This window comes from Streptomyces kronopolitis (assembly GCF_014646275.1).
GTDB lineage: Bacteria > Actinomycetota > Actinomycetes > Streptomycetales > Streptomycetaceae > Streptomyces > Streptomyces kronopolitis.
In genome coordinates this window covers 71,260-85,120 of the sequence record NZ_BMND01000001.1, presented here as the reverse complement: position 1 = coordinate 85,120, position 13,861 = coordinate 71,260, and the positions used below count along the sequence as shown (strand labels likewise).

Here is a 13,861-nt window from a genome sequence, read left to right as displayed (position 1 = left end):
TCCGCCCATGGGTGTCTCCACCTCCAGGCCGGACCCCGGTATCGCCGTGGTCACCGTCGACTTCCCTCCGGTCAACGCCCTTCCCGTGCGGGGCTGGTACGACCTCGCCGGCGCCGTACGGGCCGCCGGCCACGACCCGGACATCCGCTGTGTCGTCCTCGCCGCCGAGGGCCGCGGCTTCAACGCCGGTGTCGACATCAAGGAGTTGCAGCGCGACACCGCCGCCGGCGGCCACGGCGCCCTGGTCGGGGTCAACCGCGGCTGCGCCGAGGCCTTTTCCGCGGTCTACACCTGCGAGGTGCCCGTCATCGCGGCGGTGCACGGCTTCTGCCTGGGCGGCGGGATCGGGCTGGCCGGGAACGCGGACGCGATCGTGGCCAGCGAGGAGGCCACCTTCGGGCTGCCGGAGCTGGACCGCGGTGCGCTCGGCGCGGCCACCCATCTGGCCCGGCTGGTCCCGCAGCATCTGATGCGCGCGCTCTACTACACCTCGCGCACCGCCACCGCCGACGAACTCCGGGCGCACGGCTCGGTGTGGCGGGTCGTCCCGCGCGCCGGGCTGCGCCGCGCCGCGCTGGATCTGGCGCGGGAGATCGCCCGGAAGGACGGCGCGCTGCTGCGCCTGGCCAAGGCCGCGATCAACGGCATCGACCCCGTGGACGTGCACCGCAGTTACCGCTTCGAGCAGGGCTTCACCTTCGAGGCGAACCTCAGCGGCGTCGCCGACCGGGTCCGCGACACCTTCGGCGCACCGTCCGGCGCACCGGCGAAGGAAGGCTGACCGTGACCGACAAGACCATGACACCCGAGGACGTCGTCTCCCGGCTGCGCAGCGGGATGACCCTGGGCATCGGCGGCTGGGGCGCGCGCCGCAAGCCGATGGCGCTGGTGCGGGCGCTGCTGCGCTCCGACATCACCGATCTGACCGTGATCTCCTACGGCGGCCCCGATGTCGGTCTGCTCGCCGCCGCGGGCCGGATCCGCAGGCTCATCGCGGCGTTCGTGACCCTCGACTCGATCCCTCTGGAGCCGCACTACCGCGCGGCGCGCGAGCGCGGTGCGTTCGCGCTGACGGAGATCGACGAGGCGATGTTCCTGTGGGGCCTGACCGCCGCCGCCCACCGGCTGCCGTTCCTCCCCGTGCGGGCCGGTCTCGGCTCGGACGTGATGCGGGTCAACCCCGAGCTGCGGACGGTGACCTCGCCGTACGAGGACGGGGAGACCTTCGTCGCCGTACCGGCGCTGCGGATGGACGCGGCGCTGGTCCATCTCAACCGCGCCGACCGGCTCGGGAACGGCCAGTACCTGGGCCCCGACCCGTACTTCGACGATCTGTTCTGCCAGGCCGCGGACCAGGCCTATGTCTCCTGCGAACGGCTGGTGGACGACTTCGGCGCGGCCGCCCCGCAGACCCTGCTGGTCAGCCGGCACACGGTGGCGGGCGTCGTCGAGACCCCGAACGGGGCGCACTTCACCTCCTGCGTCCCCGATCACGACCGGGACGAGGCCTTCCAACGGCTGTACGCCACCACGCCCTGGCCGCACTTCGCCGAGCGGTTCCTGTCCGGGGACGAGAAGGCGTACCAGTCGGCCGTCCAGACCTGGCACGAGGAGCAGCAGTGAGCCCGACCACCGCGGCCACCCGCGCCGAGTACTGCGTGATCGCCTGCGCCGAGGCCTGGCGCGACAACGGGGAGGTGCTGGCCAGCCCGATGGGCCTGATCCCCTCCCTCGGCGCCCGGCTCGCCCGGCGGACCTTCTCCCCCGACCTGCTGCTGACCGACGGGGAGGCGACGCTCGTGGGTCCGGACGGGACGGCCGAGGGCTGGCTGCCCTACCGCCGGCACCTGGCCCTGGTGACCGGCGGGAAGCGGCACGTGATGATGGGCGCGAGCCAGCTGGACCGCTTCGGCAACCAGAACATCTCCTGCATCGGCGACTGGCACCGGCCGTCCCGCCAGCTCCTCGGGGTGCGCGGCGCTCCCGTCAACACCCTGAACAATCCGGTGAGTTACTGGGTGCCGAAGCATTCGGCGCGGGTCTTCGTCGAGCGGGTCGACATGATCTGCGGGGTCGGCTACGACAGCGCGGCCGCCGCCGGCCCGTCCGCGACCCGCTACCACCGCATCCCGCGGGTCGTCTCCCACCTCGGGGTCTTCGACTTCGCGACCCCGGACCACACCATGCGGCTGGTCTCCGTGCACCCGGGGGTGACCGCCGGGCAGGTCCAGGAGGCCACCGGCTTCCCGCTCGCGCTGCCCGGCGAGGTGCCGGACACCCGCGAGCCGACCGCAGCCGAACTCCGGCTGATCCGCACGGAGCTGGATCCCGAGGGGCTGCGCGAGCGCGAGGTGCCGCAGGGATGACGGAGCACCGGATCGAGACGCCGCTGACCCGGCTCGTCGGGGTGCGGCATCCGCTCGTGCAGACCGGCATGGGCTGGGTGGCCGGGCCCCGGCTGGTGTCGGCGGCGGCCGAGGCGGGCGCCCTGGGGATCCTGGCGTCGGCCACCATGACCACCGGGCAGCTGCGGGCGGCGATCCGCGAGGTCGCGTCCCGTACCCGGGCCCCGTTCGGGGTCAATCTGCGGGCGGACGCGGCCGATGCGGGTGAGCGGGTGCGGATCCTCGTGGAGGAGGGCGTACGGGTCGCCTCGTTCGCCCTGGCTCCGTCCCGTGAGCTGATCGCCCGGCTCAAGGACGCGGGCGTCGTCGTCATCCCCTCGGTCGGGGCCCGCCGCCACGCCGAGAAGGTCGCGGCCTGGGGCGCGGACGCGGTCGTCGTGCAGGGCGGCGAGGGCGGCGGGCACACCGGGAGTGTGGCCACGAGCGTGCTGCTGCCGCAGGTGGTGGACGCGGTCGACATTCCGGTGATCGCCGCGGGCGGCTTCTTCGACGGCCGGGGTCTGGTCGCGGCGCTGGCCTACGGGGCGGCCGGGATCGCCATGGGGACCCGCTTCCTGCTGACGTCGGACAGCACCGTGCCGCCGGCCGTCCAGGCCCGTTATCTGGCGGCCGCCGTCGGCGACATCACGGTCACCACGAAGGTGGACGGCATGCCGCACCGGATGCTGCGCAGCGAGCTGGTCGAGACGCTGGAGCGCTCCGGGCGCACCGCCGCGCTGCTGCACGCGCTGCGCCGGGCCGCCGCGTTCCGGAAGCTGTCCGGCATGAGCTGGGCGCAGATGGTCCGGGACGGGCTGGCGATGAAGCACGGCAGGGACCTCACCTGGAGTCAGGTCCTGCTCGCGGCCAACACCCCCGTGCTGCTGCGGGCGTCGATGGTCGAGGGCCGTACCGACCTGGGGGTGATGGCCTCCGGGCAGGTCGCGGGGGTGATCGAGGATCTGCCGTCCTGCGCGGAGCTCGTGGAACGGATCATGTCCGAGGCGCACACCACGCTGGCCGGGCTGCCGGGTTCATCGTCCTGACGGAGCGTCACAGTCGTTCGATGATGGTGACGTTGGCCTGGCCGCCGCCCTCGCACATGGTCTGGAGGCCGAACCTGCCGCCGGTCCGCTCCAGTTCGTGCAGCAGCGTCGTCATCAGCCGGACGCCGGTCGCGCCGAGCGGATGGCCCAGGGCGATGGCGCCGCCGTTGACGTTGACCCGCTCCGGGTCGGCGCCGGTCTCCTTCAGCCAGGCCAGGACCACTGGTGCGAACGCCTCGTTGATCTCGACCAGGTCGATGTCGCCGATCGACAGGCCCGCCTTCTCCAGCGCGTACGCGGTCGCCGGGATCGGTGCGGACAGCATCCGGATCGGGTCCTCGCCGCGCACCGACAGATGGTGGATGCGGGCCCGCGGGGTCAGGCCGTGCGCGGCCACGGCCCGGCCGGAGGCCAGGAGCAGGGCGGCCGCGCCGTCGGAGACCTGGGAGGAGACCGCCGCGGTCAGCCGGCCGCCCGGGACGACCGGCGGCAGGGCGGCCATCCGCGCCAGGGTGGTGCCGCGGCGCGGGCCCTCGTCGGCGGCGACCTCCCCGTAGGGGACGGTCTCGCGGTCGAAGCGGCCCTCGTCGAGGGCGCGGACGGCGCGCTGGTGCGAACGGAGTGCGAACTCCTCCATGTCGGTGCGGGAGAGGTGCCAGGCGTCGGCGATGAGTTCGGCGCCGTGGAACTGGTCCACGGGCGCGTCCCCGTAGCGCTCCCGCCAGCCCGTGGAGCCGGCGAACGGGCCGTCGGCCAGCCCCAGGGGTTCGGCGGCCCGGCGGCTGGCGAAGGCGATCGGGATCTGCGACATGTTCTGCACCCCGCCCGCGACGACCAGGTCCTGGGTGCCGGAGAGCACGGCCTGCGCCGCGAAGTGCACGGCCTGCTGGGAGGAGCCGCACTGGCGGTCGACGGTGACGCCCGGCACGTGCTCGGGCAGCCCGGCGGCCAGCCAGCAGGTCCGGGCGATGTCGCCGGCCTGCGGCCCCACCGCGTCCAGACAGCCGAAGACGACATCCTCGACGGCGGCCGGATCGACGCCGCTGCGCGCCATCAGCGCGGTCAGCACATGGGCGCCCAGATCGGCGGGGTGGACGGCCGACAGTCCGCCGCCCCGCTTCCCGACCGGGGTACGGACCGCTTCGATGACATAGGCCTCGGACATGGTGGTCTCCTGGTTCCGATTCTGCGGAGCCGGCGGCCGGCCGCGCAAGGGCCGACCGGCGCTCCCCGTCTCAGGCGCGCTGGGAGCTGACGGACACCGTCTCCCCGGTCATGTACGAGGCGTAGTCGCAGGCCAGGAAGGTGATGACGGTGGCGATCTCCCAGGGCTCGGCGTAGCGGCCGAACGCCTCCCGCTCGGTCAGCTCCGCCAGCAGCTCGGGGGTGGTCACCTTCACCAGATGCGGGTGCATGGCGAGGCTGGGCGCGACGGCGTTGACGCGTACGCCGTGGTCGGCGGCCTCCACGGCGGCGCAGCGGGTCAGCGCCATCACACCGGCCTTGGCCGCGGCGTAGTGGGCCTGGCCGCGCTGGGCGCGCCAGCCGACGACGGAGGCGTTGTTGACGATCACGCCGCCGCACCCGGCCGCCTTCATCCGGCGCAGGGCGCCCCGGGTGCAGCGGAAGGTGCCGTTCAGGGTGGTGTCGAGGACCGCGTCCCACTGCGCGTCGGTCATCTCGACGAGGTCGGCGGTGCCGCCGAGCCCGGCGTTGTTGACCACGATGTCGAGGCGGCCGTGGCGCTCCTCGGCCAGCGCCAGCAGGGCGCCCACCTGGTCCTCGTCGGTGACGTCGCAGGGCAGGGACGCCACCCGGCCGGCGCCGAACTCCTCGGCGAGCGCCTCGGTGCTCTCCGTCAGCCGGCGGGCGTGGCGGTCACCGAGGACCACCCGGGCGCCCTCTTCGAGGAAGCGGCGGGCGGTGGCGCCGCCGATGCCGGCGCCGGCGGCCGCGGTGATGACGGCGGTCCGGCCGTCGAGCAGCCGGTGGCCGGGCACGTAGGGGGGCGAGGTCATGCGCGAGCCTCCTGGGAGGGGCCGGGTGCGGGCCCGGCGCGGGCGTGCCACCGGGTCCCTGGGGCGCGCCGGTCCTCGCCCGGGAGCTCTCGGGGCGGGGGCCTCGACGCTGTTCCTGACGGTACGTTAATCTACCAAACACTTGTTAGGGAAGGAGTGCGGATGCCCGCCGCCCACGACCACCAGCCCCGGCCCGGCACACACCGCGCACCACCCGCCGCCCGCCCCCTCCGCGGGCCGCGCCCCCGCACCGCGCCAGGTCCCACCGCACGACGGGCGGCGGTGTGATGGACCTCGAATTCACCGCCGCGGAACGGGAGTTCCGGGACGAGGCCCGGTCCTGGCTGGCCCGCCACGTCCCCGCCGCACCCCTGCCGTCGCTGGAGACCGCCGAGGGGTTCGCGGCCCACCGGGAGTGGGAACGCCGGCTCGCCGCGGACCGCTGGTCGGCCGTCTCCTGGCCCGAGGAACACGGCGGCCGCGGCGCCTCGCTCGTCCAGTGGCTGATCTTCGAGGAGGAGTACCACGCGGCGGGCGCCCCCGGCCGGGTCAGCCAGAACGGCATCCAGCTCCTCGCCCCGACGCTCTTCGCACACGGCACCGACGCCCAACGCGCCCGCCTGCTCGGCCCGATGGCACGCGGCGAGGTCATCTGGGCGCAGGCCTGGTCGGAGCCGGAGGCGGGCTCGGACCTGGCATCGCTGCGCTCGAAGGCCGTCCGGACCGCCGGCGGCTGGCTCGTGAGCGGGCAGAAGACCTGGTCGTCCCGGGCCGCGTTCGCCGACCGCGCCTTCGGACTGTTCCGCAGCGACCCGCACACCCCCCGGCCGCACCAGGGCCTGACCTACCTGATGTTCCCGCTCGACGCGCCGGGTGTGACGGTCCGTCCGCTGGGCCGGCTGGACGGCAAGCCCGCCTTCGCCGAACTCTTCCTCGACGAGGTGTTCGTGCCCGACGCGGACGTCATCGGCGAGCCGGGGCAGGGCTGGCGGGCCGCGATGAGCACCGCCGGCAACGAGCGCGGCCTGACGCTGCGCAGCCCGGGCCGCTTCTCGGCGGCCGCCGAGCGGCTGGCCGCGCTGTGGCGCGAGGCCCCCGAGGAGGTCGCCGGTCCGCTGACCGACCGGGTCGCCGACGCGGTGATCGGCGCCCGCGCTTACCAGTTGTTCGGCTACGCCCAGGCCTCCCGGCTCACCACCGGGGAGGACGGCGCGCCCACGGGCGACCTCGGCGCCGCCGCCAGCCTGAACAAGGTCTTCTGGTCCGAGCTGGACCTCGCCCTGCACGAGACCGCCCTGGACCTGCTCGGACCGGCCGGGATGCTCGCCGACGACGCCGACGAGGCGCCCGCGCACGGGCGTTGGGCCGACGGCTACACCTTCTCGCTCGCCGGGCCGATCTACGCCGGCACCAACGAGATCCAGTGCGACCTCATCGCCGAGCGGCTGCTCGGCCTGCCGAAGGGACGCCGGTGATGCGGTTCCTGCCGAGCACCGAGCAGCGGGAGTTCGCCCGCGCGCTGGACGGCCTGCTGACGGCCTCGGACACCCCGGCCGTGGCCCGGGCCTGGGCGGCGGGGGACCACAAGCCGGGCCGCGCGCTGTGGGGACGGCTCGCCGAGGCGGGCGTCTTCGGGCTCGCGGTGTCCGCCCGGCACGGCGGGATGGGGCTGCTGCCCGCCGAACTCACCGTCGCCTTCACCGAGTTGGGGCGGCACGTGATGCCCGGGCCGCTGGTGGAGACGGTGGCGGTGGCCGCGTTCCTGGAGCGCCTCGACGCGGGCGCCGCCACCGAGTGGCTGCCGCGGATCGCCGCGGGCGAGGCGCTGGTCAGCCTGTGCGCCGACGGCCCGTACGCCCTGGACGCGGACGCCGCCGACGCCGTCCTGGTCGTCGAGGGCGACACCGTGCGCCGCGCCGAGGGCCACGGCCCGGCGCAGGCCTCGCTCGACCCGGCCCGGCGGCTGTTCCGTCCGCGGGGCGGGACGGTGCTCGCCCGGGGCCCGGCGGTGACCTCGGCCGCCGGGCACGCCCTGGACGTCGCGCGGCTCGCCACCGCAGCGCAGTCCCTCGGCCTGGGCCGCGCCCTGCTGGCGCAGACGGTCTCGCATGTCACGCGGCGCACCCAGTTCGGGGTGCCGATCGGTTCGTTCCAGGCGGTCAAGCACCGGCTCGCCGACATCCTCATCGCGCTGGAGTTCGCCCAGCCGCTGGTCCACGGGGCGGCGGCGGCGCTGGCCGCGGGCGCGCCGTCGGCCGGCCGGGAGGTGGCCGCGGCGAAGGTCGCGGCGGGCGAGGCCGGTCACGCGGCGGCGCGGACGGCACTGCAGCTGCACGGCGCCCTCGGGTACTCCGAGGAGCCGGCCCTCTCCCTGTGGATCCGCAAGGCCCGCCCGCTGCGGGACGCCTGGGGAACACCGGCCGAGTGCCGCCGCCGCGTGCTGGCCGGCTGACCGGGCGTCCGACTGACCGGGGGTTGGGGCGCCGGGCCACCGCGAGCAACGGCCACGTGGCTAGGTGCGGCGGCCACCCCGCTCGTCGCGATCGGTGAGTTCCGCGAGTTCCGTGAGATCGGCGAGCATCGCGTCGGCCAGATCCCGCTCCGCGGCGTAGTACCGCTGCGACCACTTCGCGACCAGCGAGGGCGGAGCCCCGGCCTCCCCGGCGCGGGTGTCCGCCCCGTCCGTCTCGGCGCGCTGCCGCATGGTCTCCGCGTACTCCCGGTGGCGGCCCAGCACTTCCCGCATCCGGTCGGCCTCCAGCAGATGGCCCAGCCACAGCCGCAGCATCACCCCGTGCTTGAGGACCGGAGGCTCCACGGGCGCCTCGCGCGCCCAGTGGCGGACCGCCGCCATCCCCTCGTCGGTGATCACATAGACCCGCTTGTCGCGGTGGCCGGTCTCCTGGGCGACGCTCCGCGCGCTGACGTATCCGGCCTTCTCCAGCCGCTTCAGCTCGCCGTAGATCTGGCTGAAGGAGGGGCTCCAGTAGAAGAAGCGCAGCGAGCGGTCCGACCATTTCTTGAGGTCGTAGCCGGACAGTTCGTCTCCGAAGGAGAGCAGTCCCAGCACCGCCCAGCCGGTCGCCGGCAACGCCGATCGGTCCGTCTCGCCGGTCTTCTCCACGTCCGCCCGCTTCTGCGTCACGGTCGGCAGTGTACGGTCCCGGCCCGTCCGGCACCGGAGCGGACCGCGCCAACTCCCGTCCGGCGGCGCACTACTGAGGGGCCGGGGTCCGCGTCGTGCAACGCGGGTGGTGGGCACACGACGCCCGGACGGGTTCGCGGGAGGCGCCGCGGGCCGCGGCGCCGGCACCCGCGGCGGGCAGCCGGACGCCCCCGGCCCGGCCCCCGCACCGTGCTCCGCCCCCGGTCCGGCCGCCCGCACGGTGCAGAGGCGGACCCGCTGGCCAATAGTGGAGAGGTGAACCCGCAGCAGGGAAGCTCCCCGCCGTCCGGCCCGCGGCGCCCGGCCGGCGGACCCGGCCGGGCGCTCGGCGGACTGCGCCACCTGCGCGAGCGCGGCACGCACGCCCTGCGCGCCCACCGCTCGGTGGTCGGCAACGCCGTCCGGGTGACGACCGCCTCCTGCCTGGCCTTCTACCTCTGCCGCTACGCGTTCGACCTGACCCCGATGTCGGTCTACGCCACCTTCACCGCGGTGTCGCTCGGCGCGCTGGCCCGGATCCCGGGGTCGGGGCGGCAGCGCGCCGCGACCACCCTCACCGCGATCCCCGCCGGGCTGGCGCTCATCACGCTGGGCACCCTGCTCGCCGTGCAGACCTGGTCGGCCGTCGTCGGCATGCTCGTCATCGGCTTCCTGGTGGCGTACGCGGGCACCACCGGGCCGCGGATCGCCGGGGCGGCCCCGGGCATGCAGCTGCTCTACATCCTCCCGTGCTTCCCGCCGTACGCCCCGCAGGACCTGCTCCAGCGGCTGACCGGCTTCCTGCTGGGCGCGGTCCTGCTCGCGCTGGCGCAGCGGTTCCTGATGCCCGAGCCGCGGACCCCGCCCTTCCGCCTGCTGCTGGCCGACGCGGTCGACGCCGCCGCGGCCCTGGCCGACCACCACGGCGGGCCGCTTCCCGGGCAGGCGCTGGCCCGGGCGCACCGGGCCGGGGAGGCACTCCGCCCGTCGTGTGTGCCGCCCGCCGACCTGCCCGCCTCCCCCACCCTCGCCCACAAGGCCATGGCGCACGCCGCCGAGGCCGTCCGCACGCTGCTGGCCCGGCTGGAGACCCTGCACACGGTGTCCGGGCCGCATTGCGCGTACCACCCGGAGACGATCGCGCTGCTGTCGCGCATCGCCGCCGCCGCGCGCGACACGGCGGCGGCCCTGCGGCGGGGCACCCGGCTGCGGCCCGGCGAGGGGCCCTCGGCCGCGGCGCTGCAGGAGGAGCTGACCCCCGTCCGCGCCCACCGGGCGGTGGCCACCCTGGACCGGCTGGACGCCGACGACCGGCTGGTCTATCTGCGCCGCAGGTCACAGGTGGTGCAGGCGGCCGACTGCGCCGTGGTCCTCGTGCTGGCCACCCGGCTGCTGCTCGGCGACCGGACCGTCGACCGCAGCCCGGCCGGGCACAGCTTCACCTACGCGCGGGTGCACGTCTCCCGGCTGTGGTGGCAGCGGCTGACCATCCACCTCACCCCCCGCTCGGTGATCTTCCAGAACGCCTGCCGGTTCGCGCTGGGCCTGGCCGCGGCGCGGGCCATCGCCGGGGTCCTGGACCTGCAACACGGCTTCTGGGTGCTGCTGGCGACGCTCACCCTGACCCGCACCACCACGCTGGAGACCTGGTCGGCGGTGCGGCAGGCGCTGCTGGGCACCCTGGTCGGCGCGGTGCTGGCCGCCGGGCTGCTGGCGGCCGTGCACGACCGGGACACGGTGTACGCGGTGCTTTTGCCGGTGGTCATGCTGCTGGCGTTCACCGCGGGGCCGCTGCGCGGGCTGGCCTGGGCGCAGGGCGGGTTCACGCTGGTGGTGGCCACGCTGTTCGCGCAGGTCACCCCGTCCACCTGGCAGCTGGCCCCGGTGCGGCTGGTGGATGTGCTGGTCGGCAGCGTCATCGGGCTGGCCTGCGGGCTGGTGGCCTGGCCGCGGGGCGCGGGCCGGGAGGTGCGCCGGAGCATGGCGGCCCTGTGCTCGGCCATCGCCGACGCCATCGGCCAGACCACCACGGAGGTCGTCGAACGGGCCGGGAACACCGACATCTTCGCCGTCAACCGGGCGCTGACCCTCGCCCGGGAGAGCCTGGCCCAGTACCAGTGCGAGCCGCGGGAGGACCCCGCCGGGCAGCCGGACTGGCCCGCGGTGCTGGTCGCCGGGGCGGACGCGCGGCGTGGCGGGCGGGTGCTGCCCGGCCGGCCCGGCCGGATCGTGCCGCAGGAGATCGGCGCCTGGCTGCACCACGCGGCCGACCACACGGCGGCCGACTACCGCGCCCTCGCCGACCGCCTGCGTGCCGACCGCGACGCGCCGCACCACGGGCCCCAACCCCTGGACATCCGCGGCCTGCTGGCCCTCGCCCCGCCGGTGCCGCACCACGGGCCGGAGCGGGAGCGCCGCGCGGTCTCCGCGGCCCTCCTCCTCGACTCGGTGATCTGGCTCGACGCGCTCGGCGCCGATCTGCGCCACATCCACCGGGAGATGTGAGGGCGGCCGCGGACGCCGCGGGGCGGGTGCCGCTCGCGGGCTCCGGCCCGGCCCGGGTGCGGACGGGGGTGTTGCCCCTGATCCTGAAGCAGTGGAGCCGTGTGTCAGCGGTGGCGTCGCGTCTCCCCGGCCGGCCGCCGGGGCACGCGCCACCCGCACCGGGAACCCGGCGAGGCAGCAGGCCGCGGGAGCGCCGCGGCGGCGGAACGGACGCACATGAGCAATGGATTCGTGGGTCCGGAGGGTTACGGCCCGGACTCTTTCGGTGACTTCCTCGCGCGCTTCTTCGGCGGTGGGCCGTCCACGAACGGCGAGGGGGGCAAATCCGCGCCACCGCAGGCCGACATCGCCCGCATGATGAGCGGGCCCGCCCGGGACCTGGTGACCTCCGCAGCCGCCTACGCCGCCGAGCACGGCAGCCCGGAACTCGGCACCGAGCACCTGCTGCGGGCCGCCCTGGGCGCCGAGCCGACCCGCAGCATGCTCCGGCAGTCGGGGACCGACCCGGACGTGCTGGCCGCCGAGATCGACCGCAGCGCCGGCAAGGGGCCCAAGCAGCGCAGCGTGGCGGTCACCCCGGCGGTCAAGCGGGCGCTGCTGGGCGCGCACGAGCTGGCGCGGGACAACGGGGCCTCGTACATCGGCCCGGAGCATGTGCTGGACGCCCTCGCGGCTAACCCGGAATCGGCCGCGGGCCGCATCCTGAACCTCGCCCACTTCGATCCGCAGGCCACCCCGCAGGGCAGCCACGGACCGCAGCACTCCGGGGCCGAACACGGCGCCGCCCCGAAGCACGACACCCCGACCCTCGACAAGTTCAGCCGCGATCTGACCGACCTGGCCCGGGCGGGCCGGATCGACCCGGTCATCGGCCGCGGGGAGCAGATCGAGCAGACCATCGAGGTGCTGTCCCGGCGGGGCAAGAACAACCCGGTGCTGGTCGGTGACGCGGGCGTCGGCAAGACGGCGATCGTCGAGGGGCTGGCCCAGCGCCTCGCCGACGGGGACGTGCCCGAGACCCTGGCCGGCCGGCGCATCGTGGCGCTGGATCTGACGGCCGTCGTCGCCGGGACCCGCTACCGCGGTGACTTCGAGGAGCGGATGAACGCCATCATCGAGGAGGTGCGGGCGCACCCCGGCTCGCTGATCGTCTTCATCGACGAGCTGCACACGGTCGTCGGCGCCGGCGGGGGCGGCGGGGACGGCGGTTCGCTGGAGGCGAGCAACATGCTCAAGCCCGCCCTGGCGCGCGGGGAGATGCACGTCATCGGGGCCACCACGCTGGAGGAGTACCGGCGGCACATCGAGAAGGACGCCGCTCTCGCCCGCCGCTTCCAGCCCCTCCTGGTGCCCGAGCCGAGCGTCTCGGACACGGTGGAGATCCTGCGCGGCCTCCAGGACCGCTACGAGGCGCACCACCAGGTCCGCTACACCAACGAGGCGCTGCTCGCCGCGGTCGAGCTGGCCGACCGCTACATCGCCCACCGGTTCCTGCCCGACAAGGCGATCGACCTGATCGACCAGGCGGGTGCCCGGGTGCGGCTGCGGTCGGGCGCCGCGGCCACCGACGTGCGCGAGCTGGAGCGCGAGGTGGAGCAGCTGACCCGGGACAAGGACCAGGCGGTGGCCGCGGAGCAGTACGAGCGGGCCACCGAGCTGCGCGACCGGATCGCCGAACTCACCGCGCGGATCGGGGCCGAGCGTGGGGAGCCGCCGAGCGACTACCGGATCGTGCGGGTCGGCGCCGAGGACATCGCCGAGATCGTGTCCCGGCAGACCGGGGTGCCGGTGAGCAGCCTGACCCAGGAGGAGAAGGAGCTGCTGCTGGGTCTGGAGGGCCGGCTGCATACCCGTGTGATCGGGCAGGACGACGCCGTCACGGCCGTCTCCGAGGCGATCCTGCGCTCGCGGGCCGGCCTGGCCGACCCGGACCGTCCGATCGGCAGCTTCCTCTTCCTCGGCCCGACCGGCGTGGGCAAGACCGAGCTGGCCCGGGCGCTCGCCGAGGCGCTGTTCGGCAGCGAGGAGCGGATGGTGCGGCTGGACATGAGCGAGTATCAGGAGCGGCACACCGTCAGCCGGCTGGTCGGTGCTCCGCCCGGGTACGTCGGCCACGAGGACGCGGGCCAACTGACCGAGGCGGTGCGCCACCACCCCTATTCGCTGCTGCTGCTCGACGAGGTGGAGAAGGCCCACCCCGATGTCTTCAACATGCTGCTGCAGGTCCTCGACGACGGGCATCTGACCGACTCGCAGGGCCGCACGGTCGACTTCAAGAACACCGTCATCGTGATGACCAGCAACCTCGGCTCCGACGCGCTCAGCGGCAGCCGCGGCGTGCTCGGCTTCGGTCCGGACGTCTCCGGGGCGGAGGGCGGGGACGGCGCGCGGGAGCGGGCGCTGGGCGCGCTGCGCGAGCACTTCCGCCCGGAGTTCCTCAACCGCCTCGACGAGATCATCGTCTTCCGCCGGCTCACCGACGACCAGCTGCGCCAGATCACCGGTCTGCTGCTCGACGGGACCAGCCGCAGACTGCACGCCCAGGACATCTCCATCGAGTTCACCCCCGGCGCCGTGGACTGGCTCACGCACCGCGGCCACCAGCCCGAATACGGGGCCCGGCCGCTGCGCCGCACCATCCAGCGGGAGGTCGACAACGCGCTCTCCCGGCTGCTGGTGGACGGTGCGCTGTCGGCCGGGGACGAGGTGCGCGTCGAGGTCAAGGACAACGAGCTGGCGTTCCGTACCGGAGTGAAGAAGTAG

The 13,861-nt window shown here is 74.8% G+C and carries 11 protein-coding genes; 8 read left to right on the top strand and 3 right to left on the bottom strand.

The features are described 5' to 3' along the window. Nucleotides 1-7: 7 nt before the first annotated feature. The 4 genes from IEY78_RS00385 to IEY78_RS00370 are packed head-to-tail and all read left to right on the top strand — an operon-like array spanning nt 8 to nt 3,430. A complete protein-coding gene (locus tag IEY78_RS00385) occupies nt 8-781 on the top strand; it encodes an enoyl-CoA hydratase family protein (RefSeq protein WP_189095265.1) in 774 nt (257 codons plus the stop codon). 2 nt (nt 782-783) lie between these two features. After that, entirely contained in the window at nt 784-1,623 is an 840-nt protein-coding gene (locus IEY78_RS00380; protein WP_189095263.1) for a CoA transferase subunit A, read from the top strand. Further along, nucleotides 1,620-2,366, top strand: coding sequence for a CoA-transferase subunit beta (locus tag IEY78_RS00375; protein ID WP_189095261.1), 747 nt, complete (start codon nt 1,620-1,622; stop codon nt 2,364-2,366). The genes IEY78_RS00380 and IEY78_RS00375 overlap by 4 nt, the downstream gene beginning before the upstream one ends. An 11-nt stretch (nt 2,367-2,377) precedes the next feature. Further along, nucleotides 2,378-3,430: an NAD(P)H-dependent flavin oxidoreductase gene (locus IEY78_RS00370; protein ID WP_189095714.1), complete on the top strand. Its 1,053-nt coding sequence runs from the start codon at nt 2,378-2,380 to the stop codon at nt 3,428-3,430. Nucleotides 3,431-3,437: 7 nt separating this feature from the next. On the opposite strand, the gene IEY78_RS00365 is transcribed toward IEY78_RS00370, so the two are convergent. Next, entirely contained in the window at nt 3,438-4,595 is a 1,158-nt protein-coding gene (locus IEY78_RS00365) for an acetyl-CoA C-acetyltransferase (protein ID WP_189095259.1), read from the bottom strand. A gap of 70 nt (nt 4,596-4,665) precedes the next feature. Further along, the gene (locus tag IEY78_RS00360) at nt 4,666-5,448 is read right to left on the bottom strand and encodes an SDR family oxidoreductase (RefSeq protein ID WP_189095257.1); all 783 of its coding nucleotides are present in this window, start codon (nt 5,446-5,448) and stop codon (nt 4,666-4,668) included. 287 nt (nt 5,449-5,735) lie between these two features. On the opposite strand from IEY78_RS00360, the gene IEY78_RS00355 reads away from it, so the two are divergent. Together IEY78_RS00355 and IEY78_RS00350 are read left to right on the top strand one after the other, a co-directional pair. Then, nucleotides 5,736-6,923 (top strand): acyl-CoA dehydrogenase family protein, encoded by a 1,188-nt coding sequence (locus IEY78_RS00355; protein ID WP_189095255.1) that lies wholly within the window; start codon nt 5,736-5,738, stop codon nt 6,921-6,923. Continuing rightward, nucleotides 6,923-7,900: an acyl-CoA dehydrogenase family protein gene (locus tag IEY78_RS00350; protein WP_189095253.1), complete on the top strand. Its 978-nt coding sequence runs from the start codon at nt 6,923-6,925 to the stop codon at nt 7,898-7,900. The genes IEY78_RS00355 and IEY78_RS00350 overlap by 1 nt, the downstream gene beginning before the upstream one ends. A gap of 60 nt (nt 7,901-7,960) precedes the next feature. Here the strand turns inward: IEY78_RS00350 and IEY78_RS00345 are convergent, their stop codons facing one another. Beyond that, nucleotides 7,961-8,593 (bottom strand): PadR family transcriptional regulator, encoded by a 633-nt coding sequence (locus IEY78_RS00345; protein ID WP_189095251.1) that lies wholly within the window; start codon nt 8,591-8,593, stop codon nt 7,961-7,963. A 276-nt stretch (nt 8,594-8,869) separates the two neighbouring features. On the opposite strand from IEY78_RS00345, the gene IEY78_RS00340 reads away from it, so the two are divergent. Together IEY78_RS00340 and IEY78_RS00335 are read left to right on the top strand one after the other, a co-directional pair. After that, nucleotides 8,870-11,098, top strand: a complete 2,229-nt coding sequence (locus tag IEY78_RS00340) for an FUSC family protein (RefSeq protein WP_189095249.1) — start codon at nt 8,870-8,872, stop codon at nt 11,096-11,098. A 216-nt stretch (nt 11,099-11,314) separates the two neighbouring features. Further along, nucleotides 11,315-13,861 (top strand): ATP-dependent Clp protease ATP-binding subunit, encoded by a 2,547-nt coding sequence (locus IEY78_RS00335; protein ID WP_189095247.1) that lies wholly within the window; start codon nt 11,315-11,317, stop codon nt 13,859-13,861.